Below are 26,519 nucleotides of genomic sequence, written 5' to 3' on the forward strand. Positions count from 1 at the left end.
CATCATGCCAGCACGCTCCGGCTCACGCGCCCGCGGCTCCGGCGGCCGCCGCGATGTCGTCCAGCAGCACCGCCTTCACCAGGGCCGTCGCCCAGCGCAGCACCTCCAGGTCGCGCAGCGGCTGGCCGCCGACCGGTGCCGTCTTCGGCGTCGGCACCAGGGCGTGCGTCGGCTTCACCAGCGTGCCGGGGAAGAGCCGCTGCAGGCGCAGCGACTGGCTCTCACGCAGCTCCAGCGGGCCGAACCGGATATAGCGGCCCTGGGAGCTGATGTCCCCCACCCCGCCCTGCCGCGCGATGATCCGCAGCCGCGCCACCTCGAACAGGTTGCGGACCGGCTGCGGCGGTGTGCCGTAGCGGTCCTGCAGCTCCGCCTCGATCTCGGTGAGGCCGTTCTCGTCCTCCACGACCGCCAGCTTCTTGTACGCCTCGAGCCGCAACCGCTCCCCCGGCACGTACTCGTGCGGCAGGTGCGCGTCGACCGGCAGCTCGATCTTGACCTCGTTCGGGGTGGTGTCCTTCTCCCCGCGGAAGTCGGCCACGGCTTCGCCCACCATCCGCACGTACAGGTCGAAGCCCACGCCGGCGATGTGCCCGGACTGCTCGCCGCCGAGCAGGTTGCCCGCGCCACGGATCTCCAGGTCCTTCATGGCGACCTGCATGCCGGCGCCGAGGTCGGTGTGGCTGGCGATGGTCTGCAGCCGGTCGTGGGCCGTCTCGGTCAGCGGCTTCTCGGGCGGGAAGAGGAAGTAGGCGTAGGCGCGTTCGCGCCCTCGACCGACGCGGCCGCGCAGCTGGTGCAGCTGCGACAGGCCCATCAGGTCGGCCCGCTCGACGATCAGCGTGTTGGCGTTGGAGATGTCCAGGCCCGTCTCGACGATCGTGGTGCACACCAGCACGTCGGCGCGGCGTTCCCAGAAGTCGACGACGACGTCCTCGAGGCGCTGCTCGGGCATCTTGCCGTGCGCCGTCACCACCCTCGCCTCGGGCACGAGTTCACGCAGCCGCGTGGCCGCCTTCTCGATCGTCGCCACCTTGTTGTGGATGAAGAAGACCTGACCCTCGCGCATGAGCTCGCGGCGCACGGCGGCGCCGATCTGCTTCTCGTCCCAGCCGCCGACGAAGGTCAGGACCGGGTGACGCTCCTCGGGCGGCGTTGCGAGAGTGGACATCTCGCGAATGCCGGTGACGGCCATCTCCAGGGTGCGCGGGATCGGCGTCGCGGACATCGCGAGCACGTCGACCGCCGTGCGCATCTGCTTCAGCTGCTCCTTGTGCTCGACACCGAAGCGCTGCTCCTCATCGACCACGACGAGGCCGAGGTCCTTGTACTGGACCTCCTTCGACAGCAGTCGATGGGTGCCGATGACCAGATCGACGCCGCCGCCCTTGAGCCCCTCGATGACCTCGCGTGCCTCGCGGTCGGACTGGAAGCGCGACAGCGCCTTCACCACGACGGGGAAGCCGGCGTACCGCTCGGTGAAGGTCTGCACGTGCTGCTTCACCAGCAGGGTGGTCGGGCAGAGCACCGCGACCTGCTTGCCGTCCTGGATGGCCTTGAACGCCGCCCGCACCGCGATCTCGGTCTTGCCGTACCCGACGTCTCCGCAGATGAGCCGGTCCATCGGCACCGACTTCTCCATGTCGGCCTTGACCTCGTCGATGCTGGAGAGCTGATCGGGCGTCTCGACGTAGGCGAAGGCGTCCTCCAGCTCGTGCTGCCACGGGCTGTCGGGCGCGAACGCGTGCCCCTCGGTGGCCATCCGCGCCGAGTAGAGCCGGATGAGCTCGCCGGCGATCTGGCGCACGTGCCGCTTGGCGCGCGACTTGGTGGTCTGCCAGTCCGAGCCGCCCATCTTGTTGAGGGTGGGCATCTCACCGCCTACGTAGCGGGTGACCTGGTCGAGCTGATCGGTCGGCACGAAGAGCCGGTCGCCGGGCTGCCCACGCTTGGACGCGGCGTACTCCAGGACCAGGTACTCGCGGGTCGCGCCGCCCACGGAGCGCTGCATCATCTCCACGAAGCGGCCGACGCCGTGCTGCTCGTGCACGACGTAGTCGCCGGTGCGCAGCTGGAGCGGGTCGACCACGTTGCGGCGGCGCGCGGGCATCCGGCGCATGTCCTTGGTGCTGCCGCTCGTGCCGCGACTGCCCGTCAGGTCGGCCTCGGTCACGACGACCAGGTCGCTGGACGGCAGCGCGAAGCCGCGCCCCAGGCAGCCGGTGCTGACCTCGACCATGCCGGGGTCGAGGGGGCCGAGCGCGCGGGTGGTGACGTCGTTCTCCGACAACACCTCGGTGACCCGCTTGGCCAGGCCCGGGCCCTCGGTGACCACGAGCACCCGCTGCCCCTCGGCGGCCCACTTGCGCAGGTCGTCGACGGCGTGCTCGGTGTTGCTCCGGTAGGCCGGGATCTCCTGCGTGTGCAAGGTGATCCGCTCCCCTGGCAGCTCGTCCTCGGCGAACTCGGCCAGCTCCTCGTCGGACGAGAACGACGACATCGACCACCACGGCCGGCCGGTGGCCAGCGCGTGGTCACGCAGCTGAGACAGGCTCCAGTACGACGCGGTGCCGAGCGCGCCCCGCAGGTCGACTGGTACGACGTTGCCGGCGGCCGCGTTGGCCCAGCTCGCGTCGAGGAACTCCTCGCTGGTGGTCACCAGGTCGGCGGCGCGGGTGCGCACGCGTTCGGGATCGCAGAGCACGACGTGGGTGCCGGGCAGCAGCACGTCGAGGAGCGGCTGCATCGCGTCGCCGAGCAGGATCGGTGACAAGGACTCCATGCCCTCGACCGCGATGCCCTCGGCGACCTTCTCCAGCATGTCGCTGACACCGGCGAGCTGCGGCGCGAGCTCCCTGGCACGGTCGCGGACCGCGGTGGTGAGCAGCAGTTCGCGGCACGGCGGGGCCCACAGTCCGCCCTCGGCGATCTCCAGCGAGCGCTGGTCGGCGACCTTGAACCAGCGCACCTCCTCGACGGTGTCGCCCCAGAACTCAACCCGCTGCGGGTGCTCCTCGGTCGGCGGGAAGACGTCGAGGATGCCTCCGCGGACGGCGAACTCGCCGCGGCGTTCGACCATGTCGACCCGGGCGTACGCCGCGTCGGCGAGAGCCTCGACGACGTCCTCGAGTCGCGCGTCGGTGCCGGGCCGCAGCTCGACCGGCTGCAGGTCGCCGAGACCGTGGGCGAGGGGCTGCAGGACGGCGCGCACGCTCGCCACGACGACGTCGATCGGGCCGTGTTCCGCATGCTCGGCGTGGTCGGGGTGTGCGAGGCGCCGCAGCAGGGCGAGTCGACGGCCGACGGTGTCGCTGCGCGGGCTCAGCCGCTCGTGCGGCAACGTCTCCCAGCTGGGGAACTCCGCGACGGCGTGCTCGGGCAGCAGGCTGCGCAGCGCCTCGGACAGGTCGCCGGCCTCGCGTCCGGTGGCGGTCACGGCCAGGATCGGCACCCGCGCCCCGTCGCCGGGACGCGTCAACAGGGACAGCAGCGGCGCCCGGGCGCCGGGCGAGGCGGCCACGTCGACGACGTCCGCGGAGCTGCGGAAATCGAGGACACGGCGTACGGCGGGGTCGCCGGACAGCAGATCGAGCAACGGGTCGAGGCGCACGGGATTTCTTCCGGTCGGCAGCACAAAAGCCCCGGATCACGAGATCTCGGGGTGGTGTTTCCAGTGTAGGCGCGGGCTGAGACAGCCCTCACGGGCCCGCGCAACGGCACCGCCCGGTCCCTCGCAGCGGATGGACGTCGACGGCCGGGCACCTACGATCGAGCGATGCCCCGTGAGATGAGCGTCCAGGACACCGTCACCATCGCCGGTGTCAGCCCGCAGGAGGTCTTCGCGGCCATCAGCGACCCGTCCCGGATGGGGCGGTGGAGCCCGGAGAACACCGGCGCCGTCATCGAGACCGCCGGCGGGCCCGCTCCGGTCGGCACGTCGTTCGTCGGCGCCAACATCCGGTTCGGCGCGAAGTGGCACACACGATGCGTCGTGACCGCCTCGGACCCGGGCCGCCGGTTCGCGTTCGACGTCAAGGCGATCGGTATGCGCAAGCCCGGCCTCAGGGCCCGCATCGCCACCTGGGAGTACCGCCTGGAGCCGTCGACCGACGGCACGACGGTCACCGAGGTGTGGACCGACGGACGCGGCGGGTGGCCGGCGTTCGCGGCGAAGGGTTTCGACAAGGTCGTGACCCGCGGGTCGACGTTCGCCGACTGGCAGCGCGGCAACATCGCCCGCACCCTGGCGAACCTGAAGAAGGACCTCGAGCGCACCTCGGCCTGACGCCCCGGAACTCGCCGGTTGTCAGCGGTTCTGTGGCGCCGGCGTCACGGAACCGCTGACAACCGGGCGGCCGTCACCAGGCGTGCACGACGTTCTGGGCGTCGGGAAGGTCCTTCTGCACCAGCAGGTCGATCGCGTCGACCGCCGACGGCAGGAGGAAGTCCAGCTCCTTGCGCTCCGTGGCGTTGAAGTCCTTCAGCACGTACGACGCCGCGTCCATCCGGCCCGGCGGGCGCCCGATGCCCACCCGCACCCGCAGGTAGTCCTTGGTGCCGAGTGACTTGGTGATCGAGCGCAGCCCGTTGTGGCCGCCCTCGCCGCCACCGCGCTTGAGCCGGACCGCGCCGAAGTCGATGTCGAGCTCGTCGTGCACCACGATCAACCGCTCGGGCGGGATCTTGAAGAAGCTCATCAGCGCGGCGACCGGGCCGCCCGACTCGTTCATGTAGGTGGAAGGCACCGCGACCACCGCCGACGGGCCCGGGAGACCTCCCCCGGCGGTGCCGAGGCGGATCTGCGCCCCGCGGGCACGCGCCTTGTGGGCCTTCAGGGTGGCCCCGGCGCGGTCGGCCAGCAGCTCGGCCACCATCGCGCCGACGTTGTGCCGGTTGCCGGCGTACGCCGTGCCCGGGTTGCCGAGTCCGACGATCAGCCAAGGGTCCACGGGCAGTCAGTATGCCCGGACGGACACCGCCGCCGCGCAACGGCCGATCACCCCCATCGACGCCGAATGCGCGCTTCGCACGCCCGGACCGACAGCTTCCGGGGGCGAAACGCGCACTCGACGTCTCAGGGAGATGCTTACTCGGAGTCGTCGCCCTTCTCGGCGTCGTCGGACTCGCCCTCGGCAGCCTCGGCCTCGGCGGCCTCGTCCTCGTCGGACTCCTCGCGCTCGATGCCGGCCTCGGCCTCGGCCTCGGCGAGCTCGCTCTCCAGCTCCTCGACCGACTGCTGCTGCACGATGTTGACGATGAGCAGCTCCTCGTCCGCCTCCAGCTCGGCGCCGGCGGGCAGCGTGACGTCCTTGGCCAGGATCTGGCTGCCGGCCTCGAGGCCCTCGACGGAGACGGTGACCGACTCGGGGATCTTGAAGGCGTCGGCCAGCACGGACAGCGTGCTGTTCTCGACGGTGACGACGGTCTCGATGCCGGCCTCGCCCTCGATGTGCACGGGGACGTCGACGACGACCTTCTCGCCGCGGCGGACGATGACCAGGTCGATGTGCTCGATGACCGGCTTGATCGCGTCGCGCTGCACGTCCTTGGCCAGGGCCAGGTGCTCGGTGCCCTCCAGGTCGATGGTGAGGATTGCGTTCGCGTTCTTCAGCAGCAGCATGGTCTCGTGCCCCGGCAGGGTCATGTGGACGGGGTCGCTGCCGTGCCCGTAGAGCACCGCGGGGATCTTGTGCGCCCGGCGGATGCGGCGGGCCGCACCCTTACCGAACTCGGTGCGCGACTCGGCGTGGAGCTTGTTCTCGGTCGTGGCCATGACGAAATCCTTTGATCAGCGGGGTGTTCAGAAGATGGGCCTCGACGCGGGACAGGGCGTGAAGATCGCGGAGCTCATGCTCGACGCGCACCACCGCGGGTAGAACGCCTCGCGGGCGGAGCATCGTCGATCACGGATCACCGGTGCGTTCGCGCACCGTCCCTCGCCGAGGCAACGTCGCTGATCGTATGCCGAGCGCTCGCCGACGCCCAAATCGAGCTCCGGCCGGTGGTGGGGTCGCCGCGCGCCCTATGGAGCGCGCAGCGACCTCATCGTCACCGGAAAGGTCAGGACTGACCGTCGAACATGCTGGTGACCGAGCCGTCCTCGAAGACCTCGCGGATGGCCTGGCTGAGCAGCGGTGCGATCGACAGCACGGTGAGCTTGTCGAACTGTTTGTCGTCAGGCACCGGCAGGGTGTCGGTGACGATCACCTCGGAGGCGACGGAGTCGCGCATCCGCTCGATGGCCGGCCCGGAGAAGATCGGGTGGGTCGCTGCGATGACCACGCCTGCGGCGCCGTCGTTCATGAGGGCGTCTGCGGCGTTGCAGATGGTGCCGCCGCTGTCGATCATGTCGTCCACGAGGATGCACAAGCGCCCGCGCACCTGGCCGATGACCCGGTTCGCGACGCTCTTGTTGGGCTGTGTGACATCGCGCGTCTTGTGGATGAAGGCCAGCGGCACCCCGCCGAGGCGCTTGGACCAGGACTCGGCGACCTTGATCCGGCCGGCGTCAGGTGAGACCACGGCCAGCTCGCGGTCGCCGTACTTGCCCGACACGTAGTCGGCCAGGATCGGCAGCGCCTGCAGGTGGTCCACGGGGCCGTCGAAGAAGCCCTGGATCTGGTCGGTGTGCAGGTCCAGCGCCATCAGTCGGTCGGCGCCGGCGGTCTTGAACAGGTCGGCCATCAGGCGGGCGCTGATGGGCTCGCGGCCGCGGGACTTCTTGTCCTGGCGGGCATAGCCGTAGAACGGCGTGACCACGGTGATCCGCTTGGCCGAGGCGCGTTTGAGCGCGTCGACCATGATCAGCTGCTCCATGATCCAGTTGTTGACCGATGCGGTGTGACTCTGGATCACGAAGGCGTCGCAGCCGCGCACCGACTCCTCGTAGCGCACGTAGATCTCGCTGTTGGCGAAGTCGTACGCCGCGGTGGGCACCAGCGAGGTGCCGATCCCGGCGGCGACCTGCGCGGCCAGGTCCGGGTGGGCCCGGCCGCTGACGATGATGAGCTTCTTCTCGGTGGTCTTGGTCAGGCCGCTCACAGTGTCTCGTCCTTGGTCGCAGGGGCGGCGTCGCCGCGATCTCGCAGCGCCGCTTCTGCGGCCTCGGCCTGCGCGGTGCCCGGTCGTTTCTGCAGGGCCCAGCCCTCGATGTTGCGCTGGGCGGCGACCGAGATCGCGAGCGCGCCCGGCGGCACGTCCTTGCGGATCACCGCGCCCGCGCCCGATCCCGCGCCGTCGCCGACGGTGACCGGGGCGACGTACATGTTGTCGCTGCCCATCCGGCAGTCGTTGCCGACGTAGGAGCGGTGCTTGGTCACCCCGTCGTAGTTCACGAAGACGCTGGCGGCACCGATGTTGCTGCGCTCTCCGATGGTGGCGTCGCCGACGTACGAGAGGTGCGGCACCTTGCTGCCCTTGCCGATGGTGGAGTTCTTGGCCTCCACGAAGGTGCCGATCTTGGACTCCGCACCGAGCTCGGTGCCCGGGCGCAGGTAGGCGAACGGGCCGACGGACGCGCCGGGCCCGACGACCGAGAGCTCGGCGTGCGTGCGGACGACCTTCGCGCCGTCGCCGATCTCCATGTCGGTCAGCGTCGAGTCAGGTCCGATCGTGCAGTCGGCGCCGATGGTCGTGGCGCCGCGCAGCTGCGTGCCCGGCTCGATCACGGTGTCGCGTCCGACGCTGACGTCCATGTCGACCCAGGTGGTGTCGGGGTCGATCACGACGGCGCCGCTCTGCGTCATCAACCGGTCCACGATGCGCCGGTTGAGCTCCTTGCCGAGCCGCGCGAGCTGCGCCTTGTCGTTGACGCCCTCGGTCTGCCACAGGTCGTCCAGGACGTACGCCGAGACGCTGTGCCCCTGCCCCACGACGGCCCCGACGACGTCGGTCAGGTACTTCTCGCCGCCTTCGCCGTGCACCTCGATCTGGCCGATCGTGTCGCGCAGGTGGCCGGCGTCGAAGGCGAAGAGACCGGAGTTGAACTCACCGATCTCGCGCTGCTCGGGGGTGGCGTGCTTGTGCTCGACGATGGCCTGCACGGTGCCGTCGGCACCGCGGACGATGCGCCCGTAGCCGGCCGCGTCCGGCACGATCCCGGTCACGACGGTGGCGACGGCGTCGGTCGACTCGTGGTGCCGGGTGAGGTCCGAGAGCGTCTGCGCCGTGAGCAGCGGGGTGTCGCCGGTGATGACGAGCACGGTGCCCTGCAGGTCGCTCGGCAGCACGGCCAGCGCGCACTCGACAGCGCGACCGGTGCCGTAGACCTCGTCCTGGTCGGCGATCAGGACGTCCGGGTCGACCGCTCGCGCCGCCTCGGCGACGGCGTCACGTTGGGCGCGTACGACGACCGAGACGTGCGCGGCTCCGGTGCCGGTTGCCGCGTACAGCGCATGGGCGACGAGGGGACGGCCGCCGATCCGATGCAGCGCCTTGTTGATCGACGATCGCATCCGCGTGCCGTCCCCAGCAGACAGGACGATCACGGCGGCGGGGGTGGGGCTCACTCGTAGGGCTCCTCGAGGCTGCGGACAGCGCAATTAGGCGGCCGGTTTCGGACGCGATGCTACCGGTCGGACCCGGACGCAGGCTCGGGGCCGGCGGCTCCCCGGGTTGGAATCGAACCAACGTCGCTAATCCTGATTCAAAGTCAGGCGGCCCCTACCAGCAGAGCAACCGGGGAACGCCCGGCTGCCTCCCACGGGAGACGCCGAACGCCGACAAGGGTAGAGGACGTCGCGCGCGTGCCTGGACCGCAACGACGCGGGCCTACCCCACAATGGGCGGATGGCCCCACCTCAGCCGCGCACCCGTATGACCGCCACCCAGCGACGGGAGCAGCTCATCGTCGTCGGCCGCGACATCTTCGCCTCCGACGGTGTGCAGGGCGCCACCGTCGAGGAGATCGCGACCCGCGCCGGCGTCACCAAGCCGGTCGTGTACGAGCACTTCGGCGGCAAGGAGGGCCTCTACGCGGTCGTCGTCGACCGGGCGATCCAGGACATCCTCACCGCCATCACCAACGCTCTGTCCGAGCCGGCGGGAATCCGCGTCCTGCTCGAGCGGGCGGTCCTGGCGCTGCTGGACTTCATGGAGACCTCCCCCTCCTCGTTCGAGGTGCTGGTGCGCAGTTCGCCCTCGTGGCACGGCGACGGGTCGGCCGCGAGCCTGATGTCGGCGATCGCCGTACGGGTCGAGGAGCTCTTCGAGGCGACGTTCGAGAGTCATGGTTTCGACCCCACTCCCGCGCCGGTTTACGCGCAGACGCTGATCGGGAGCATCGCGCTCACCGGTGTGTGGTGGATCCATCACGAGGACCGGCCGGACAAGGAGTTCGTGGCAGCGCACATCATCAACCTGATGTGGAACGGGCTGCACGATCTACAGAAGAATCCGGTCCTGCCGTCCCGCGTGGCGCCCCCGACACCTGCCGACTGATCCGAGCGTCGCCACACTGACGTAGGTGGAGCCGACAGCCACAGGTCGTCCTGTGGCTGTCGGCTCTACCTGCGTCAGGGTCGAGTGCGCCAGCTCAGGCCTGCTGGATCTCCACCCGGTTGCCGACCGGGTCGTCGGTATGGAAGCGGCGGACACCCGGGATGTCGTCGCTCGGCCTGACCTCGCCGCCTGCCGCTCGCACGGCGGCCGCGACCGCATCGAGGTCGTCCACCAGCACGCAGGGATGGGCCTTCTTCGCCGGGGTGAACGTCTCCTGGACGCCGAGGTGCAACTCCTGCGGTCCGACCTGGAACCAGCACCCTCCCCGCGCGCGCAACCTCTCCGGCTTCTCGATCTCCGCCAGCCCGAGGACACCGGTGTAGAAGCCTCGCAAGTCCTCCTCCGACCCCGCTGGGCAGGCGAGCTGCACGTGGTGCAGTCCGAGCGCCGTCACGGTCGCGCCTCGAGGACGCCGACCGCGAAGATCCGGCGGAAGGGGAACGGGACGCCGTACGCCGCGCGAGGGTAGGCGGCGTCGAGCCGGGCCGCCAGATCGGCGAGAAACACCTGGGTCTCAGCCGGATCCAGCACGTCGAGCAGCGGCCGCAGCGCAGTGCCCTTCACCCATTCCAGCACCGGATGGTCCTGCTCCCCCGCGGCGTCGAGCACCTGCAGGTAGGTGGTCTCCCACACGTCGAGGCGCGCACCGGCGGCGGCCAGGACGTCGGCGTACCCCTGCGGCGCGGAGACCGGGTCCGCGCGCAGCAGCCCCACCGGCTCCGCTCCCCTCGGCTGCTCGCGCGCCGCCTCCCGGATGATCCGGTGCGAGGGCGCGTCGAAGTTGCCGGGCACCTGCATGGCGAAGACACCTGACTCGTCGAGCGATTCGAGCCAGCGCGGAATCAGGTCGAGGTGGCCGGGCACCCATTGCAGCGTCGCGTTCGTCAGGATCACGTCGGGCCGGCCGTACGCGCCGACGTCGACGGTCGCGACGTCGGCCTCCACCCAGCGCACCCGCCCGGCAGTGTCGCGGTCGGCGGCCTTGCGCAGCATGTCGGCCGAGGAGTCGATGCCGACCACCGTCGCGTCGGGCCAGCGTTCCGCGGCGATGAGCGTGGCGATCCCGTTGCCGCAGCCCAGGTCGACGACGACCTTCGGACCGTGGTGCGGGACGCGCGCCAGCAGGTCGAGGAACGGTCGGGTGCGCAGGTCGGCGTACCGCTCGTACTGCGTCGGATCCCAGGTCGTCATGCGCCGCCTCCCAGTCGAAGTATCTTGACGTCAAGATACTCGGTAATGTCTTGATGTCAAGAAGCTTGATGCTGGCTATAGTCGGTTCATGCCCGATCGGCCCGGCCCGCCTGACGACGTCGACGCGATCGTCGACGCCTGGTCGCGCGAACGCCCCGACCTGAATGTCCGCCCGTTGCAGGTGCTCTCGCGCATCACCCGCCTCGCCCGGTTGCTCGACCAGGCACGCGGCACGGCGTTCAGCAAGCACGACCTCGACGGCTGGGAGTTCGACGTGCTCTCCGCCCTGCGCCGCGTTGGCGAGCCCTATCGCCTGTCGCCCGGCGCCCTCATGCAGCAGACCCTCGTGACCAGCGGCACCATGACCAACCGTGTCGACCGACTGGAGGAGCGCGGCTTCGTACGCCGTGGTCCCGCGCCGCATGACCGCCGCGGCGTCCTGGTACGACTGACCCCGTCCGGGCTCGCCGTCGTCGACGCCGCCATGGCCGACCTGCTGGAGCACGAGCAGGCCCTTCTGGCCCACCTGCCGGTCCGCGAGCAGGAGCGGCTGGCGGGCACGCTGCGCACCCTGCTCACCGCCGTAGAGGCCTGAGACTCGCTCAGTCCTCTACGGATTCGGCGATCTCCAGCCAGCTGAGCTCCATCTCCTCGCGTTCGGCGTGCAGCGCGCGCAACTGACCGTCCAGCTCCGCCGCGCGGGCGTGGTCGGACGCTGCCGAGACCAGCGCGTCGTGCAGCGTCTGCTCGCGGTCGGCCAGTTTGGACATCGAACGCTCCAACCGGGCCATGTCCTTGCGCGCCTCCCGCTGCTGAGCGGGGTCCGTCCGCGCGGCCTGCGGCGTGGCCACACGAGCCGGCGATCCGTCGGAGCGGGCCCGCCGGGCCGCGCGCAGCTCTAGGAATTGGTGCACCCCACCCGGCAGCTCGCGGATCTGGCCGTCGCCGAGAAGCGCCACCTGCCGGTCGCACATCCGCTCCAGCAGGTAGCGGTCGTGGGAGACCACGACGAGCGTGCCGGCCCATCCGTCGAGCACGTCCTCCATCGAGGTCAGGGTCTCGATGTCCAGATCGTTGGTCGGCTCGTCCAGCAGCAGCACGTTCGGCTCGTGCATCAGCAGCCGCAGGAACTGCAGACGACGCCGCTCGCCACCGGAGAGCTGGGACACCCGCACCTGCTGGCGGCCGCCGTCGAAACCGAGCCGCTTGGCCAGGCTGCTGGCGCTGACCTCCTTGCCCTCGAGCATGATGTGCGACTTGACGTCGGTGATCGCGTCGATCACCCGCAGCCCGTCGAAGCGCTCCAGCTCGCGGACCTCCTGGGTCAACATCGCGAGCTGAACGGTCTTGCCCTGCTTACGTTTCCCGGCAGCGAGCGGCTGGGTGCCCTCGATCGCCCGCAACAGGGTCGACTTGCCGGCGCCGTTGGCCCCGACGATGCCGGTGCGCTCACCGGGAGCAAGTCGCCAGGTCTGGCGATCGATGAGCGGCCGCTCGTCGACGGTGACGGTCGCGTCGATGAGATCGACGACGTCCTTCCCGAGACGGGTGGTGGCGAAGCGGACGAGCTCGACCCCGTTGCGCGGCTCCGGCTCACCGGCGATCAGCTCGTTGGCCGCGTCGATGCGGAAGCGCGGCTTGCTGGTGCGGGCCGGCGGTCCGCGGCGCAGCCAGGCCAGCTCCTTGCGCAGCAGGTTGGTGCGGCGTTCCTCGGTGACCGCGGCCATCCGGTCGCGCTCGTTCTTGGCGAGCACGTACGCCGCGTAACCACCGTCGTACTGCTCGACCTGACCGTCCACGACCTCCCAGGTGCGGGTCGCGATCTCGTCGAGGAACCACCGGTCGTGGGTGATCGTGGCGAACGCGCCCGAGGCGCCCGCGCGGTGGCGCACCAGGTGCGCGGCGAGCCACTGCACGCCCTCGACGTCGAGGTGGTTGGTGGGCTCGTCGAGCAGCAGCAGCGCGGGGTCGTCGATGAGCAGGCACGCGAGCGCGACCCGGCGACGTTCGCCCCCGGACAGCGGCCCGACCAGGGCGTCCGGGCCCCCGACGGTGTCGAAACCGACACCGCCCAGCAGCCCGTCCAGGATGTCGCGCACCCTGGCGTCGGCGGCCCACTCGTGCTCGGCGCGGTCGCCGACCACAGCGGCGTGCACCGTGGACGCCGGGTCGAGCCGGTCGTCCTGGGAGAGCATCCCGACCCGCAGACCGCCGACCCGCGTGACCCGGCCGTCGTTCACGCCCTGGACCCCCGCAAGCACCCGCAGCAGCGTCGACTTGCCGCCGCCGTTGCGCCCGACAACCCCGATGCGGTCTCCTGTGCCGACGCCGAGGGAGACTTCGTCGAGGAGTTGACGGGTGCCCAGCGCCAGCGAGATGCGCTCGCAGGCGAGCAGATTCGGCATGGGACAAGGCTAATGCGGTGCGTGCACGTTCCTGACCAGTCGCTCCGCGCCTGAGTAGCGACGGTGCTCACGAGCGCGCGAGGTCAGGCCGGACCGACCGAGTGCAGGTCGGTCACCACGTGGGCTCCGGGGGCGGGTCCGACGGCGCGTACGACGTCGTCGGCCACCTTGCCCGCGCTCAGGGTGACCATCAGGTCGAGCGCCAGATGGTGGCTCGCGCAGAGGAACGCCACGGTCGGTCCGGACCCGCAGACGACCGCTCCGCACGCCCCGGCCTCCATCCCCGTGTCGATGACCTCGCGCAGCCTCGGCATCAGGGAGATGGCGGCGTCCTGCAGGTCGTTGCGCAGGTGCGGCGCCAGCTCGTCGACGTCGCCGGACCGCAACGCGGACATCAGGGCTCCGGACGGCTCGGGCGCGGGCACCGACTCCCCGGCGCGCAACCGGTCGCACTCGGCGTAGACCTTCGGGGTCGACAAGCCCTCGTGCTGCAGGGCGAACACCCAGTGGAAGTCGGCCTGCGTGAGCACCGGGGCCAGCACCTCACCACGCCCCGACCCAAGGGCCGTCCCACCGGTGATGGCGAACGGCACATCCGAGCCGATCTCCGCGCCGATCCCCATCAGGTCGGCCCGGGTCAGCCCGAGCGACCAGAGCGCGTCGGCCGCGACCAACGCCGCCGCGGCATCGGCCGACCCTCCGGCCATCCCGCCGGCGACCGGGATGTGCTTGTCGATGTCGATCTGCAGCATCTCCTCGATGCCGAACCGCTCGCCGAGCAGCTGCACCGCGCGGACCGCGAGGTTGTCGGTGCCGGTGGGCACGGCGGCGGCGTACGGACCGTTGACGACGCACCCCCAGTGGGTCGCGGGCGTCACACGGACGTCGTCGGTGAGGTTGACGGCGTGGAAGACCGTCGCGAGGGAGTGGTAGCCGTCGTCGCGCAACGGGCCGACCTGCAGCTCGAGGTTGACCTTCGCGGGCACCCTCACCTGGACACCGGGTGAGGAGGGAACGGTCCGCATGCCGCCCACTATGCCGGACGATTCGCGGCGATCGCGGCGAACGCCTCGATGGTCAATCGCTCGCCGCGCAGGCCGGGATCCACCCCGGCGGCGCGCAGGGCCTGCTCGGCGAGGGCAGGGCTGCCGGCCCAGCCGGCGAGCGCCGATCGCAACGTCTTGCGGCGCTGGGCGAACGCCGCGTCGATGCAGGTGAAGACCGCCTCCCGCGGGGCCTGCGAGACCGGCGCGTCGCGGCGGATCATCTCGACCAGCCCGGAGTCGACGTTCGGCGCCGGCCAGAAGACGTTGCGGCCGACGCGGTCGGCGAGGCGGACCCGCGCGTACCAGGCGGCCTTCGCGCTGGGGGCTCCGTAGACACGACTGCCCGGAGGTGACGCGAGGCGCTCGGCGACCTCCCACTGCACCATCACGAGGACGCGGGTAATGCTCGGGAACCACTCCAGGTAGGACAGCACGACCGGCACCGACACGTTGTAGGGAAGGTTGGCCACCAGGGCGACAGGCTGCGGATCCGGCAGGAGCGGCGTGCGCAGCGCGTCGGCCTGCACCACCTGGAGCCGGTCGGCACGGTCCGGGGCCACCTCGCGCACGGTCTGCGGCAGCCGCGCGGCCAGGGTCGGGTCGATCTCCACCGCGGTCACGCCGCCCGCGCACTCCAGCAGGGCCAGGGTCAGCGACCCCAGGCCCGGGCCGACCTCGACGACCTGGTCATCCGGGCCGACGCCGGAGAGGCGCGCGATCTTGCGCACCGTGTTGGCGTCGATGACGAAGTTCTGACCCCACTGCTTGGTCGGACGCAGACCCAGCTCCGCGGCGAGCGCGCGCACCTGCGTCGCGCCGAGGAGGCCGTCACCGGCGGGCGTCGTCACGGCGCCACCCTACGCAGCAGTACCCGACCGGTTGTCAGCGTCCGCGGGGCATCGGCGCCACAAGGACGCTGACCACCGCGGGACCAGCCGGTCACCAGGGCCCGTAGACCCGTTCGCTGTTGTCCGACAACGCTTTCGCCAGCGTCGGGACGTCGACGTTGAGGACGCCGGCCATCGCCCGCACGGTGAGCGGCACGAGGTAGGACGCGTTACTCGCCCCGCGGTACGGCGAGGGGGTGAGATACGGCGCGTCCGTCTCGACCAGGAGGTGCTCCAGCGGGGTCACCGCGAGCGCGTTGCGCAGGTCACGCGCGTTCTTGAAGGTCACCGTGCCGGCGAAGCTGAGGAAGTAGCCATGCTCGACGCATTCGCGCGCCATCGCCACATCGCCCGAGAAGCAGTGCAGCACCGTGCGGTCCGGCGCGCCCTGCTCGGCGAGGATCCGCAGCACGTCCTGGTGCGCGTCCCGGTCGTGGATCTGCAGCGCCTTGCCGAGGCGTTTGGCGAGCTCGATGTGCTCACGGAACGACGCCTGCTGCGCCGGGCGACCGACCTCGCCGGTGCGGTAGTAGTCCAGCCCGGTCTCGCCGACCGCCCGGATCCGCGGGTGCGCGGCGATGGCGGCGATCTCGGCGAGGGCCTCGTCCAGGGTGCCTTCGGCGGCCAGGCGCGGCGCCTCATTCGGGTGCAGCGCGACAGCGCCCACCAGCTCGGGGTACTGCTCGACGACCCGCGCGGTGAACCGGGCACCCTCGACGTCGCAGCCGACCTGCACGAACCGGTCCACCCCGACGGCCCGCGCCGCGGCGATGGCCTGCGGGATGTCGGGCGGGCTCTCGCCGTCGCGCGCCATGTCCCAGTGCGTGTGGTTGTCGACCACGGCGACGGGCAGCCGGTCGGGCGCGGGCGGCGGCCCGCCGCGCGAGCCGGCCTCGTGACCCCGGCTCACGGCGTACGACCGATCACGCGAGTTCGCCCTGCAGCCGGGCCAGTTCGTCATCGACGACACTCGGGTCGAGCTTGGTGAAGACCGGCGCCGGTTTCGGCACGGGCACACCCGGCACGATCGCGCGGCGCTCCCAGCGAGGCGTGGCGGAGTAGTCGCCGGTGATGACCGGGTAGCCGCGCTCGGGCTGGTCGAGGTCGCGTACCTGCTCCAGTCGCGGCATGGGAACGAACTCACCCGTCCCACCGAACACCCGGTGGATGACGTTGGCGCTGTGCGGCAGGAACGGCGCGAGCATCGTGTTGAGGTCGCTCACCACCTGCGCGAGGGTGTGCAGCACCGTCGCGAGCCGGTCACGCTGATCCTCGCCCTTGAGCTTGAAGGGCTCGGTGTCGGTGACGTACTTGTTCGCCTCGCGCACCCACCGCATGGCCTCCTGCAGCGCCGCCTTCTGCCGGTGTGCCTCGATGAGGCGGCCGACCTCGGCGAACCCACCGCGTACGCCGTCCAGCAGGGCCTCGTCGATGGACTCGGTCGCGGCGGGGGTCGGGATCTCGCCGAAGTTCTTGGCGATCATCGACGCGGTGCGGTTGACCAGGTTGCCCCAGCCGGCGACCAGCTCGGAGTTGTTGCGCTGCACGAACTCGGCCCAGGTGAAGTCGGAGTCCTGGGTCTCCGGACCGGCGGCGCTGATGAAGTAGCGCAGCGCGTCCGGCCCGTAGCGGGCGACCATGTCCTGCACGTAGATCACGTGTCCTCGGGAGGTCGAGAACTGGGCGCCCTCCATCGTCAGGTACTCCGAGGACACCACCTGGGTGGGCAGGTTGAGCTCGCCGTACTTCCCCGGCTGTCCGCCACGGGTCCCCTTGCCGTTGTTGGCGAGGATCTCCGCGGGCCAGATCTGGGAGTGGAAGACGATGTTGTCCTTACCCATGAAGTAGTACGACCGCGCGGCCGGGTCGTTCCACCACTCCCGCCAGCGGTCGGGCTCCCCCAGCCGGCGTGCCCACTCGATCGAGGCCGACAGGTAGCCGATGACGGCGTCGAACCACACGTAGAAACGCTTGGACTCCCACCCCTTCCGCGGGATGGGGATGCCCCAGTCGATGTCGCGGGTCATCGCGCGCGGCCGGATCTCGGCCAGGATGTTCTGGCTGAACTTGATGACGTTGGGGCGCCACTCCCCGCTGGCCTCGCGCTCGTCCAGCCACTCCCCGAGCGCGTCGGCCAGCGCCGGCAGGTCCAGGAAGTAGTGCTGGGTCTCGATGAACTCCGGCGTCTCGCCGTTGATCTTGCTGCGCGGGTCGATCAGGTCGGTGGCGTCCAGCTGGTTGCCGCAGTTGTCGCACTGGTCGCCGCGTGCGTCGGGATATCCGCAGATCGGGCAGGTGCCCTCGATGTAGCGGTCGGGCAGGGTGCGCCCAGTGCTCGGGCTGATCGCGCCGCGGGTGGTCTGCTCCACGAAGTAGCCGTTGGCGTCGATGGACTCGAAGAGCTGCTGGACGACGGTGTAGTGGTTGACGGTGGTGGTGCGGGTGAACAGGTCGTAGGACAGCCCGAGATCGGTCAGGTCCTGGGCGATCACCGCGTTGTACTTGTCGGCGATCTCACGCACCGTGACACCCTCGCGCTCGGCGAGCACCAGGATCGGCGTGCCGTGCTCGTCGGTGCCGCTGACCATGAGCACGTCGTGCCCGGCCATCCGCATGTACCGGCTGAAGACGTCGGCGGGCACCCCGAAACCGGCGACGTGACCGATGTGGCGGGGACCGTTCGAGTACGGCCAGGCGACTGCAGACAGGATCTTCATGACCGGGCAAGTCTAGGGAGGGCGGGCCACCGGTTTTCCCCAGCCCGAACGGCGACGCCCGCTGAGTCAGCGCAGGGCGTCGTACGACGACGTGGGGGTTCTGCGTCTGCGGTCAGTGCTGCCGCCCTGGCCACAGACGCAAACCGTGCACCTACCGCGAGCGCGGGGTCAGCGGGGCTCCGGCATCTCGGGCACCACCGGCGGTGCCTTCTGTCCTCTGGCCACGACCGCGGCGTCGTACAGCGCCTTCTTCGACAGCCCGGTCTGCTCGGCGACGCTCGCGCACGCGTCCTTCAGTCGTACGCCGTCCGCCACCAGCCCCAACACCTGCGGGAGAGCGTCCTCAAGGGTGACCTGCACCTGCGGAGCGCCATCGACCACGACGGTGATCTCCCCGCGGACGCCGTCGGCGGCCCACTGCGCCAACTCACCGAGCCCGCCGCGGCGGACCTCCTCGTAGGTCTTGGTGAGCTCACGGCACACCGCACCGCGCCGGTCGGCGCCGAACGCGTCGGCCATCGCGGCGAGCGTCTCGGACAATCGGTGCGGCGCCTCGAAGAAGACCATCGTGCGGCGCTCGCCGGCCAACGCGGCCAACTGGCGGGCGCGTTCACCGGCCTTGCGGGAGCAGAACCCCTCGAAACAGAACCGGTCGACCGGCAGGCCCGACACCGCCAGTGCCATGAGCACCGCCGACGGGCCGGGCACGCAGGTCACCGCGAGCCCCCGCTCGGCGCAGGCCACCACCAGGCGGTAGCCGGGGTCGGACACCGAGGGCATCCCGGCGTCGGTCACGAGCACGACCCGCTCGCCGCCCGCGATCCGCTCGACCAGCTCCGGTGTACGCCGCGCCTCGTTGTGCTCGTGGTAGCTCACGATCGCGCCGCCGACGGTGATGCCGAGGTCGTCGGTGAGCCGCCGCAGGCGGCGGGTGTCCTCGGCGGCGACCACGTCGGCGGTGGTCAGTTCCGCGCCGAGCCGTGGGGCGGCGTCGCGCGGATCGCCGATCGGGGTGGCGGCCAGCACCAGTGCTCCAGTCACGCACGCCACCCTGGCACGGCGACCGGGCCGTGGCAGACACGGCGTGACGCAGCCCCGTCGGTTAATCTCCCTGCGGCGGCCCTGCCAACCGGTGGCGGACCGCGATGCGCAGCGACGTGGCAGGGAGGTCACCCGTGATCCAGACGCTCGTGCGTCCGCCGCGGCGTACCCGCCTGGCGCCGACCCGGGCCCTCAGCACCACCGAGCAGCTGCGCCGACGGCTGCTCGGGCGACCGCGTACGGCGCAGGAGAAGCTCTGGGGCTGGCTCGGCCCGGCGATGCTGACCGTCGTCGGCGGGATCCTGCGGTTCTGGAACGTCGGCCGCCCCCACCAGCTGATCTTCGACGAGACGTACTACGTCAAAGAGGGCTGGTCCCTCATGCGCTTCGGGTACGAGCGCAAGCAGGACAAGACCACCGGCATCACGAACAACCCCGACAGCCTCTTCACGATGGGCAATCCGCACATCTACGGTTCGAACCCCGACTTCGTGGTGCACCCGCCGATGGGCAAGTGGCTGATCGGCCTCGGAGAGTCGCTTTTCGGCATCAACAGCTCGTTCGGCTGGCGGTTCGCGGTCGCGACGACCGGCACCCTTAGCATCTACCTCGTCGGCCGGGCCGCCTGGCACCTCTTCCGGTCGCCGCTGCTCGCCGCCATCGCCTCGCTCCTGCTGTGCTTCGAGGGCAGCGAGTTCGTCATGTCCCGCACCGGGATCCTCGACATCATGGTGATGTTCTGGGCGCTCGCCGGGTTCGTCGCGCTGCTCGCCGACCGGGCCCGCACCCGCGGCATCCTGGCCCGCAAGGTCGCCGCGATGAAGGACGCCGGCACCTGGGACGCGCACGACCTGGCCGGACCGTGGCTCGGCTGGCGGCCGTGGCGCTGGGTCGCCGCCGTGTGCCTGGGTCTGGACGTGGCCACCAAGTGGTCCGGCGGCTACTACCTCGCGGTCTTCTGCGTGATGTCGGTGCTCTGGGACGTCGGCGCCCGGCGCAGTGTCGGCGTACGCCGCTGGATCAGCGCGACGTTCCTCAAGGACGCGCTGCCCGCGGCGGTCTACATGGTGGCGGTCGCCGTCGGCACCTATCTGATCACCTGGATCGGTTGGTTCTCCCACCCGGGCGCGTACGACCGGCAGTGGGCGGCCGACAATCCGGCAGTGAAGAACGACGGCATCTCTCCTGACAGCCACCTCTTCGCCTGGCTGCCGGATCCGTTGCGCTCGCTGTGGCAGTACAACGTCGAGATGTACAAGGCCGCGTTGTCGATCACGCAGCCGCACCCGTACGAGTCGAACCCGTGGTCGTGGATGCTGCAGACCCGCCCGACGTCGTTCTTCTACGAGAGCCCGCCCCCGCACGAGTGCGGCGCGGCGCAGTGCAGCAAGGCCATCACCTCACTGGGCAACGTCGGCATCTGGTGGTTCGGCACGGTGGCGCTGGCGGTGCTGCTCTTCTGCTGGCTGCTACGCCGCGACTGGCGCGCCGGTGCGATCTGGGGCGGTGTCGCGGCGGGCTGGTTCCCGTGGTTCCAGTACCAGCAGCGGACCATCTTCACCTTCTACAGCGTGGTCTTCTCCCCGTACGTCGTGCTCGCGTGCGTCTTCGTGCTGGGGCTGATGCTGGGGCCGGTCACGGCTGACGCGCGCCGGGTGCTCTTCGGCAAGGTGGCCGTCGGCGGCTATCTGCTCCTGGTGACGGCGCTCTTCATCTTCTTCTGGCCCATCTGGACCGGCCAGGTCATCCCGCAGACCCACTGGCAGTGGCGGATGTGGTTCCCCAGCTGGGTCTGAGGAGCCGCGCGCCGACGCAGGAAAGTGACCGATCCGCCGACAACCCACGTCGGCCTGTGGCGCCGGTGCAGGAAAGTGACCGATCCGCCGACAACCAACGCAGGTGACGCCGGCAGCGGAGGCCGGCTGCAGCGATCCTCGTCCAAGCCGCTTCAGAACCGGCACGGCCGCAGATGAATAAGGCTCAGTTCGCGGGCCGCGCGCTGAACTGGCGCGACAGACCGCCGCTCACCGCGTCGAGGACCTCGTCCGCACGGTCGGTGGTGACATCGCGGATCTCGTAGGAGCCGCTGCCGGCGGCCGTCGCGAGCATCACCGAGCAGACACCCACCCGACGCTGGAAGAGCGACTGCCGCGTGGTTAGAGCGACCACCCCGCCGCGCTCGATCACGAACGTCGTGCGGCGCACGGCACCGGACCGGCCGACCACGAAACGGTCGGTGACCTGGTGGCCGAGAGCGGCCGAGCGGCTGACCGCGAGCGGCCAGGCCAGCACTATGGCGAGCACGGCCAGCGCGACCCACCACCACGAGGACATCCACCACGCCATCACGAGGAGGACGGCCGCGGCGAGGACGGAGACTCCGAACGCCCGACCCCAGCGCCGGCGACGGGCCGCAGCGCCGTGCTGTCGCAAGGGGATCCGCAGCTCTCCGGGCAACCGGAGCACCCGGCCGGCGGTCCGCGCGATCACAGCGGTCGGCGACGGAGGGGCCAGCATCGCGCTCATTCCGCGATCGTCGCCCTTGAGGCCGGTGGTGACCGCCCGCAGCCGGGCGCCCCCGACCCAGCGCAGCGGGATCGGTTCGTGAAGCTCGATCCCCCGCAGCCGCCGGGTCTCCAGCGACACGGCGCGGGTGGTGAGCAGCCCGCGGGCGACATGCAGGGTCTCCCCGCCACGGCTGCGGGTCAGCCGGAAACCGAAGAACGCCAGCGCGTACGCGAGCAGGGACAGCAGCACCACGACGACGAGCAGGACGAGCACGCCGACGGCGACGGCGAGCACGGTCCCGGCGCGCAGCACCGCCCCGCTCACATCGCGCAGAGCCCCCGACCGGGTCGGGTCGAGCCCGGTGGCCTGGACCACCTGACTGGCCAGACCGAAGATCGCCAGGGCGGCGACCAGCCCGCTCGGGCCGAACGGCGCGTACCGCAGCCAGGACGGATCGAGCCGGTAGAGCTCGACGTCCGCACCCTCGTCGTGCTGCCGCTCCGGCTCGACCGGCCCGGGCTCCTTGGACAGTTCGACGCCCCCGGCCCGGCTGCGGTGCAGCAGGTCGGCTCGCAGGTCGGCCGCCTCCCGCGTGGTCAGCCCGTTGAGCCGCATCTCCTTCTCACCGGCGGCGGTGCCGATCTTCACCTCCGCGAGGCCGAGCGCACGGTGCAGGATCGACGCGGTGACGTCGACCGAACGCACCCGGTCGGCCGGCGCGGAGACCGTCGTACGCCGCAGCAGCCCGGCTCGTAGCTGCACCTGGCTGTCGGTGAAGCGGTAGCGGGTCGTGAGCCAGCGGGCGACTCCCGCGCCGATGGCGACCGCGGCGACGATGAGCCCCCACCAGTTCTGTCCGCCGCTGCGACCGGCGAAGACCACCGTGACCAGGGCGGGCAGGAAGCGGATGATCTCCCGGACCGGGTGGATCAGCAGCATCCGCGGGCTGAGCCGCCGCCAGACGCCGTCCTCGGGGATGTCCGCGATGTACCCGACACTGCCCGGTGCCGTCACGTCGCGTCGCCGGGACTGGCCGCTGTGGCGGTCGTGAGGTCGCGGACGACCTTCTCGGCGTCGCCGCGCCGCAGACCCTCGATGCGCAGCTCACCCTTGGCCGACGCGGTCGTGATCGTGACGGTGGTCAGGCCGAACAGCTGGTCGATGGGGCCGCGCTCGGTGTCGACGGTCTGCACCCGGGAGACCGGCGCGATGCGCCGCTCGCGCACCAGCCAGCCGCGCTGGGTGTAGACGGCGGTGTCGGTGATCTCCCAGCGATGCACGGCGTAGCGCCAGAACGGCACCACGCAGATCCCGACCACGGCCAGCAGCGCAGCGGCCGCGCACGCGACGTAGCGCCACACCCCGGTGATGGCGCCGGTCCACACCAGGACCACCGCCACGACAAGCACGACGACCCCCGCGACTCCGTACTGCGTCGCCCACATGGCCTTCGCGCGGGGCGCCACCAGGTGTCTCGGCTCCCTCAGCTGATCCACACGGGAAACCCTCTCACGGCGCCTCGTTCGCCGACCCGCGCAACGCCAGACGAACGGCCTCGCCGAGGTCTGCGCAGACGGCCGACGCCGCGCGGGCGGCCTGCTGCGTCGTCGCCGCTCCGGGCACGAGGATCGCGCGGGCACCGGCCGCGCGCGCCGCCGACATGTCGCCCTCGGTGTCTCCGATCAGCACGCATGCACTCGCGGCCACCCCGAGCGCCGCGGCAGCGGCGAACACCATGCCGGGCCGCGGTTTGCGGCATACGCAGTCGTCCTGTGGCGTGTGCGGGCAGAACTGCCAGGTGTCGAACGGCCCGAGCAGTTCTTCGACGCGGTCGTTGACGGCCCGCATGTCGGCCTCGGTGATGTACCCGCGCCCGATGGCCGACTGGTTGGTCACCACGCCGGTGCGCAGGCCGGCCGCGCGTACGGCGTCGACGGCCTCGCGCGCGCCAGGGACGGGTACGACGAGGGCCGGGTCGCCGTTGTACGCGACGTTCCCGATGAGCGTGTCGTCACGATCGAAGAGGACGGCTTGCGGGCGGGATGTCGACACCTGCAGATCTTCCCCCACCGCCGACGCGACCGATGTATTACCTTCGGCCACAACACATCTGCGCGGGTTGAACGAGGGGCGTCATGGACACCGAGAACACGAACGACTTCCACATCGCCAACGGCGTGTTCATCGGTGCGGGCGTGGTCTACCTGATCGTCCTCGTGTTCTACATCTGGGCGATCGTGCGCATCATCCGCCGTTCGGGCTACTCCGGCTGGTGGGTCCTCATCGGGCTCGTGCCGATCCTCAACGTGATCATGTTCTTCGTCTTCGCGTTCAAGAAGTCGCCGACGGAGCGCGAACTGGAGTACCTGCGGGGCGGAGCGGGCCGGGCGCCCCAGCGCTACTGAGCGCCGTTGCGGCGTACCGCCGACTGCGGTAGCAAGGGGGACCGACCGTCGCGCGGCAGGAGCACCCCATGGAGCACGGACCGCTGACCGACCGGGTCGCCCTGGTCGCCGGGGCCACCCGCGGCGCCGGCCGGGCGATCGCCGTCGTACTGGCGCGCGCGGGCGCCTTCGTCTACGCGACCGGCCGCAGCAGCCGGGCCTTCGGCCGTTCGGAGATCGACCGCCCCGAGACCATCGAGGGCACGGCCGAGGCGATGCACGCGGCGGGCGGCACCGGGCGCGCCGTGGTGGTCGACCACGAGGATCTGGACGCGGTGCAAGCGCTGGTGCGCGAGATCGAGCAGGACCACGGCCGGCTCGACGTGCTCGTCAACGACATCTTCGGCGGCGACCGCTACGCGCAGTGGGACCGCCCGCTGTGGGAGCACGACCTGGAGGGCGGCCTGCGGATGCTGCGGATGGGCGTCGACACCCACCTGATCACCAGCCACCACGCACTGCCGCTGATGCTGCGCACGGCGCGCGATACCGGCGTACGCGCGCTGGTGGTGGAGATGACCGACGGCACGGCGCAGTTCAACAGTTCCTTCCGCGAGGGCGTCGGTTTCTACTACGACCTGGTCAAGGCCACCGTCGGACGCATCGTCGACGGCCTCACCTTCGAGTTGCGGGAGGAGCCGGTGACGGCCATCGGCGTCACACCCGGCTGGTTGCGCTCCGAAGCGATGCTCGAGGGGTTCGGCGTGACCGAGGAGCGCTGGCGTGACGCCCTGGCGAAGGAGCCGGGCTTCGCCATCTCCGAGTCCCCGACGTACGTCGCGCGCGGAGTCGCGGCGGCAGCCGCCGATCCGGGGGTCGACCGATGGTCCGGTCAGATCGTCACCGCCCGCCAGCTCTCGGACGCGTACGACGTGACCGACGCCGACGGGTCGCGCCCGGACTGCTGGGGCTACCTGGCCCGCCGCACCGCCGGGGACGGGGCAGCGCCCTTGTCCGTGGAGGACTACCGCTAGCGACGCAGGCCGTCGAGGATGACCGTCACCAGGGTGTGAGCGCGGGCAACCCACTCCCCCTCGGGCACACGCGACAGGGCACCGAGCAGCAGGATGACGTCGGTCGCGTCGACATCCTCGCGCACGTCGCCGGCCCCCGCGCCCTCGTCGAGCAGGGTCTGCAGCGCGTGGTCCAGCCGTTTCTCGTTGTCGGCGTAGAGGTTCTGCCACGCCGACGCCTCGATCGCCGCGACGACGCCGCGTTTGACGCGCGCGTACTCCAGGAGACGGTCCAGCCACAGCTCCAGCGCCCGCAGCGGCGGGTGTTCGGCGAGCAGCGCGGGCACCGTCTGCACCAGGTCGCCCATCTCCTGCCGATACACCTCGGCAACCAGGTGCTCCCGGGTCGGGAAGTGGCGGTAGAGCGTGCCCTGCCCCACCTGCGCGGCCTTGGCGACGGCCTGCAGCCGCAGACCGTCGACGGATCCGCCCGACGCGACCAGCGCCGCGCGTGCGGAGCTGACGATGCGAGCACGGTTGACGACCGCGTCCGCACGAGGTGCGCGTGCTGGCATGGCCTCCCCGTTCGGGACTCGCGTCAGTTTAGAGCTGGAGGCAGGCATGAGCGGGATCGACGGCAAGGTCGTGGCCATCACCGGCGCGAGCAGCGGGATCGGCGAGGCGACGGCGCTGGAGTTGGCCGGACGCGGCGCGGCGATCGTCCTGGGTGCCCGACGCACCGACCGCCTGGCGGCGCTGGCCGGGCGGATCCGCGCCGATGGCGGACGTGCTCAGGTCGTGGCGACAGACGTCACACGACGCGCCGACCTGACGCGACTGGTCGCAGTCGCCGTCGAGACCTTCGGACGGCTCGACGTCCTGGTGAGCAACGCGGGAATCGCCCGGACCGCACCGGTATCCGACCTCGATGTCGACTCGTGGGACGCGATGATCGACGTCAACGTGCGGGGTGTACTGCACGGCATCGCCGCCGCGCTGCCCGTCTTCCGGCAACAGGGGCGCGGTCATCTCGTGACCACGGTGTCGACCTCGGGGCTGAAGATCGTCCCGACCCAGGCCGTCTACGCGGGCACCAAGAACGCGGTCCGCACCCTGCTCGAAGCGCTGCGCCAGGAGTCCACCGACGGCGTCCTGCGCACCACCTCGATCTCGCCGGGGTTCGTGCGCACCGAACTGGTCGACTCCGTGGAGGACCCCGAGATCCGGGAGCAGATGCAGCGACGGATGGGCGAGCTGGGCATCGACCCCGCCGCGGTGGCCCGCGCCATCGCGTTCGCCATCGAGCAGCCCGACGACGTGGAGATCGGCGACCTGACCATCCGACCCACGTCACAGGGCTGATCACCAGGGCCGGTAAATGAATCAGACCCCGCCGCCCGACGCTGTCGCGCCGACCTGACGGGGTCTGCCACTGGTGGAGCTGAGGGGATTCGAACCCCTGGCCTTCTCATTGCGAACGAGACGCGCTACCAACTGCGCCACAGCCCCAAAAGCAAGCGAAACTCTAACACCGCGCGCCCCATCCGCCGAACCGGCTCACCTGCTGAGCGTCACGACCAGAATCACGACCCCGACCACTATCGCGACCGCCCCGCTGATGCGTTGCACCTTGAACGCGGCCGCGCTGGGCTCGGCCGCTCCGGGGTTCTTGTACTGCCACGCACGGGTGCGTCGCCAGGTGGCCTCCGGCGCGATGACGTTGCACAGGGCGATGCCGAAGAACACGATGAAGAACGGGATCATGAACCAGTGCATGAGGTGAACCTAGAGCAAGCGCAACGATCTTGAGCCCGGACGCAGCCGTTCCC

25 protein-coding genes and 2 tRNA genes are annotated in these 26,519 nt (G+C 70.7%); 7 read left to right on the top strand and 20 right to left on the bottom strand.

Annotation, left to right across the window (positions count from 1 at the left end; translation table 11 throughout):
* Positions 1-22: 22 nt before the first annotated feature.
* Positions 23-3,610: a transcription-repair coupling factor gene (mfd, locus tag JOB34_RS03505; RefSeq protein ID WP_347813701.1), complete on the bottom strand. Its 3,588-nt coding sequence runs from the start codon at positions 3,608-3,610 to the stop codon at positions 23-25.
* Positions 3,611-3,775: 165 nt separating this feature from the next.
* Here mfd and JOB34_RS03510 point away from each other — a divergent pair, with 165 nt between their 5' ends.
* Positions 3,776-4,285 (top strand): SRPBCC family protein, encoded by a 510-nt coding sequence (locus JOB34_RS03510; protein WP_208051428.1) that lies wholly within the window; start codon positions 3,776-3,778, stop codon positions 4,283-4,285.
* Between the two features lie 73 nt (positions 4,286-4,358).
* Here the strand turns inward: JOB34_RS03510 and pth are convergent, their stop codons facing one another.
* The 5 genes from pth to JOB34_RS03535 all read right to left on the bottom strand — a co-directional run bounded on the left by pth (position 4,359) and on the right by JOB34_RS03535 (position 8,683).
* On the bottom strand, positions 4,359-4,955 hold the full coding sequence (pth, locus tag JOB34_RS03515) for an aminoacyl-tRNA hydrolase (RefSeq protein WP_208051687.1): 597 nt from the start codon (positions 4,953-4,955) through the stop codon (positions 4,359-4,361).
* A gap of 131 nt (positions 4,956-5,086) precedes the next feature.
* The gene (locus JOB34_RS03520; protein ID WP_179479093.1) at positions 5,087-5,773 is read right to left on the bottom strand and encodes a 50S ribosomal protein L25/general stress protein Ctc; all 687 of its coding nucleotides are present in this window, start codon (positions 5,771-5,773) and stop codon (positions 5,087-5,089) included.
* A gap of 287 nt (positions 5,774-6,060) precedes the next feature.
* Positions 6,061-7,041 (bottom strand): ribose-phosphate diphosphokinase, encoded by a 981-nt coding sequence (locus tag JOB34_RS03525; RefSeq protein WP_208051429.1) that lies wholly within the window; start codon positions 7,039-7,041, stop codon positions 6,061-6,063.
* Positions 7,038-8,507 carry a bifunctional UDP-N-acetylglucosamine diphosphorylase/glucosamine-1-phosphate N-acetyltransferase GlmU gene (gene glmU / locus JOB34_RS03530; protein ID WP_208051430.1) on the bottom strand — a complete coding sequence of 490 codons (1,470 nt, stop codon included), beginning with the start codon at positions 8,505-8,507 and terminating at the stop codon, positions 7,038-7,040. Before glmU ends, JOB34_RS03525 begins: the two co-directional genes overlap by 4 nt.
* Positions 8,508-8,604: 97 nt before the next feature.
* Positions 8,605-8,683 (bottom strand) — tRNA-Gln (locus tag JOB34_RS03535).
* Positions 8,684-8,787: 104 nt separating this feature from the next.
* On the opposite strand from JOB34_RS03535, the gene JOB34_RS03540 reads away from it, so the two are divergent.
* On the top strand, positions 8,788-9,438 hold the full coding sequence (locus tag JOB34_RS03540; protein WP_243757600.1) for a TetR/AcrR family transcriptional regulator: 651 nt from the start codon (positions 8,788-8,790) through the stop codon (positions 9,436-9,438).
* Between the two features lie 94 nt (positions 9,439-9,532).
* Here JOB34_RS03540 and JOB34_RS03545 read toward each other — a convergent pair whose 3' ends face one another.
* On the bottom strand, positions 9,533-9,892 hold the full coding sequence (locus JOB34_RS03545; RefSeq protein ID WP_208051431.1) for a VOC family protein: 360 nt from the start codon (positions 9,890-9,892) through the stop codon (positions 9,533-9,535).
* Complete coding sequence (locus JOB34_RS03550; RefSeq protein WP_208051432.1) at positions 9,889-10,689, bottom strand: methyltransferase domain-containing protein; 801 nt, start codon at positions 10,687-10,689, stop codon at positions 9,889-9,891. Before JOB34_RS03550 ends, JOB34_RS03545 begins: the two co-directional genes overlap by 4 nt.
* 88 nt (positions 10,690-10,777) lie before the next feature.
* Between JOB34_RS03550 and JOB34_RS03555 the strand changes: the two genes are divergently transcribed.
* Positions 10,778-11,284 carry a MarR family winged helix-turn-helix transcriptional regulator gene (locus tag JOB34_RS03555; RefSeq protein WP_208051433.1) on the top strand — a complete coding sequence of 169 codons (507 nt, stop codon included), beginning with the start codon at positions 10,778-10,780 and terminating at the stop codon, positions 11,282-11,284.
* 7 nt (positions 11,285-11,291) lie between these two features.
* Here the strand turns inward: JOB34_RS03555 and JOB34_RS03560 are convergent, their stop codons facing one another.
* From JOB34_RS03560 to rsmI, 6 genes are all read right to left on the bottom strand, one after another.
* Positions 11,292-13,094, bottom strand: coding sequence for an ABC-F family ATP-binding cassette domain-containing protein (locus tag JOB34_RS03560; RefSeq protein WP_208051434.1), 1,803 nt, complete (start codon positions 13,092-13,094; stop codon positions 11,292-11,294).
* A gap of 83 nt (positions 13,095-13,177) precedes the next feature.
* Positions 13,178-14,119, bottom strand: coding sequence for a 4-(cytidine 5'-diphospho)-2-C-methyl-D-erythritol kinase (locus tag JOB34_RS03565; protein WP_208051435.1), 942 nt, complete (start codon positions 14,117-14,119; stop codon positions 13,178-13,180).
* Between the two features lie 8 nt (positions 14,120-14,127).
* Positions 14,128-14,988: a 16S rRNA (adenine(1518)-N(6)/adenine(1519)-N(6))-dimethyltransferase RsmA gene (rsmA, locus tag JOB34_RS03570; RefSeq protein WP_179479081.1), complete on the bottom strand. Its 861-nt coding sequence runs from the start codon at positions 14,986-14,988 to the stop codon at positions 14,128-14,130.
* Between the two features lie 91 nt (positions 14,989-15,079).
* Positions 15,080-15,937 (bottom strand): TatD family hydrolase, encoded by an 858-nt coding sequence (locus JOB34_RS03575; protein ID WP_347813702.1) that lies wholly within the window; start codon positions 15,935-15,937, stop codon positions 15,080-15,082.
* Between the two features lie 13 nt (positions 15,938-15,950).
* Complete coding sequence (gene metG / locus JOB34_RS03580; RefSeq protein ID WP_208051437.1) at positions 15,951-17,744, bottom strand: methionine--tRNA ligase; 1,794 nt, start codon at positions 17,742-17,744, stop codon at positions 15,951-15,953.
* 168 nt (positions 17,745-17,912) lie between these two features.
* The gene (gene rsmI / locus JOB34_RS03585; protein WP_347813703.1) at positions 17,913-18,785 is read right to left on the bottom strand and encodes a 16S rRNA (cytidine(1402)-2'-O)-methyltransferase; all 873 of its coding nucleotides are present in this window, start codon (positions 18,783-18,785) and stop codon (positions 17,913-17,915) included.
* A 134-nt stretch (positions 18,786-18,919) separates the two neighbouring features.
* On the opposite strand from rsmI, the gene JOB34_RS03590 reads away from it, so the two are divergent.
* Entirely contained in the window at positions 18,920-20,581 is a 1,662-nt protein-coding gene (locus tag JOB34_RS03590; protein WP_347813704.1) for a phospholipid carrier-dependent glycosyltransferase, read from the top strand.
* Between the two features lie 184 nt (positions 20,582-20,765).
* Here the strand turns inward: JOB34_RS03590 and JOB34_RS03595 are convergent, their stop codons facing one another.
* Genes JOB34_RS03595 through JOB34_RS03605 form a run of 3 tightly spaced genes read right to left on the bottom strand, consistent with a single transcriptional unit; the run spans position 20,766 to position 23,345 of the window.
* Positions 20,766-22,307: a PH domain-containing protein gene (locus tag JOB34_RS03595; RefSeq protein WP_208051440.1), complete on the bottom strand. Its 1,542-nt coding sequence runs from the start codon at positions 22,305-22,307 to the stop codon at positions 20,766-20,768.
* Positions 22,304-22,789 (bottom strand): PH domain-containing protein, encoded by a 486-nt coding sequence (locus tag JOB34_RS03600; RefSeq protein ID WP_347813705.1) that lies wholly within the window; start codon positions 22,787-22,789, stop codon positions 22,304-22,306. The genes JOB34_RS03595 and JOB34_RS03600 overlap by 4 nt, the downstream gene beginning before the upstream one ends.
* Positions 22,790-22,802: 13 nt before the next feature.
* On the bottom strand, positions 22,803-23,345 hold the full coding sequence (locus JOB34_RS03605) for an HAD-IIIA family hydrolase (RefSeq protein WP_208051441.1): 543 nt from the start codon (positions 23,343-23,345) through the stop codon (positions 22,803-22,805).
* Positions 23,346-23,428: 83 nt separating this feature from the next.
* On the opposite strand from JOB34_RS03605, the gene JOB34_RS03610 reads away from it, so the two are divergent.
* Both JOB34_RS03610 and JOB34_RS03615 read left to right on the top strand, forming a co-directional pair.
* Positions 23,429-23,698, top strand: coding sequence for a DUF805 domain-containing protein (locus JOB34_RS03610; protein WP_208051442.1), 270 nt, complete (start codon positions 23,429-23,431; stop codon positions 23,696-23,698).
* 68 nt (positions 23,699-23,766) lie between these two features.
* Entirely contained in the window at positions 23,767-24,711 is a 945-nt protein-coding gene (locus JOB34_RS03615) for an SDR family oxidoreductase (RefSeq protein WP_208051443.1), read from the top strand.
* Here the strand turns inward: JOB34_RS03615 and JOB34_RS03620 are convergent.
* Entirely contained in the window at positions 24,708-25,265 is a 558-nt protein-coding gene (locus JOB34_RS03620) for a TetR/AcrR family transcriptional regulator (protein ID WP_208051444.1), read from the bottom strand. The genes JOB34_RS03615 and JOB34_RS03620 overlap by 4 nt on opposite strands.
* 46 nt (positions 25,266-25,311) lie before the next feature.
* Between JOB34_RS03620 and JOB34_RS03625 the strand changes: the two genes are divergently transcribed.
* A complete protein-coding gene (locus tag JOB34_RS03625) occupies positions 25,312-26,052 on the top strand; it encodes an SDR family oxidoreductase (protein WP_208051445.1) in 741 nt (246 codons plus the stop codon).
* A 71-nt stretch (positions 26,053-26,123) separates the two neighbouring features.
* On the opposite strand, the gene JOB34_RS03630 is transcribed toward JOB34_RS03625, so the two are convergent.
* Both JOB34_RS03630 and JOB34_RS03635 read right to left on the bottom strand, forming a co-directional pair.
* Positions 26,124-26,199 (bottom strand) — tRNA-Ala (locus JOB34_RS03630).
* A gap of 48 nt (positions 26,200-26,247) precedes the next feature.
* Positions 26,248-26,466, bottom strand: coding sequence for a DUF6199 family natural product biosynthesis protein (locus JOB34_RS03635; protein ID WP_208051446.1), 219 nt, complete (start codon positions 26,464-26,466; stop codon positions 26,248-26,250).
* Positions 26,467-26,519: the final 53 nt, after the last annotated feature.

The sequence above is a fragment of the Allobranchiibius sp. GilTou38 genome, from assembly GCF_017565325.1.
Classification (GTDB): domain Bacteria; phylum Actinomycetota; class Actinomycetes; order Actinomycetales; family Dermatophilaceae; genus Allobranchiibius; species Allobranchiibius huperziae.

What these genes read in the sequence shown, in the direction of transcription:
- JOB34_RS03510 (WP_208051428.1), top strand. Translation starts at nt 3,776, where the DNA reads ATGCCCCGTGAGATGAGCGTCCAGGACACCGTCACCATCGCCGGTGTC.
- JOB34_RS03520 (WP_179479093.1), bottom strand. Translation starts at nt 5,773, where the DNA reads ATGGCCACGACCGAGAACAAGCTCCACGCCGAGTCGCGCACCGAGTTC.
- JOB34_RS03540 (WP_243757600.1), top strand. Translation starts at nt 8,788, where the DNA reads ATGGCCCCACCTCAGCCGCGCACCCGTATGACCGCCACCCAGCGACGG.
- JOB34_RS03550 (WP_208051432.1), bottom strand. Translation starts at nt 10,689, where the DNA reads ATGACGACCTGGGATCCGACGCAGTACGAGCGGTACGCCGACCTGCGC.
- JOB34_RS03555 (WP_208051433.1), top strand. Translation starts at nt 10,778, where the DNA reads ATGCCCGATCGGCCCGGCCCGCCTGACGACGTCGACGCGATCGTCGAC.
- JOB34_RS03560 (WP_208051434.1), bottom strand. Translation starts at nt 13,094, where the DNA reads ATGCCGAATCTGCTCGCCTGCGAGCGCATCTCGCTGGCGCTGGGCACC.
- JOB34_RS03565 (WP_208051435.1), bottom strand. Translation starts at nt 14,119, where the DNA reads ATGCGGACCGTTCCCTCCTCACCCGGTGTCCAGGTGAGGGTGCCCGCG.
- metG (WP_208051437.1), bottom strand. Translation starts at nt 17,744, where the DNA reads ATGAAGATCCTGTCTGCAGTCGCCTGGCCGTACTCGAACGGTCCCCGC.
- JOB34_RS03610 (WP_208051442.1), top strand. Translation starts at nt 23,429, where the DNA reads ATGGACACCGAGAACACGAACGACTTCCACATCGCCAACGGCGTGTTC.
- JOB34_RS03615 (WP_208051443.1), top strand. Translation starts at nt 23,767, where the DNA reads ATGGAGCACGGACCGCTGACCGACCGGGTCGCCCTGGTCGCCGGGGCC.
- JOB34_RS03620 (WP_208051444.1), bottom strand. Translation starts at nt 25,265, where the DNA reads ATGCCAGCACGCGCACCTCGTGCGGACGCGGTCGTCAACCGTGCTCGC.
- JOB34_RS03625 (WP_208051445.1), top strand. Translation starts at nt 25,312, where the DNA reads ATGAGCGGGATCGACGGCAAGGTCGTGGCCATCACCGGCGCGAGCAGC.
- JOB34_RS03635 (WP_208051446.1), bottom strand. Translation starts at nt 26,466, where the DNA reads ATGCACTGGTTCATGATCCCGTTCTTCATCGTGTTCTTCGGCATCGCC.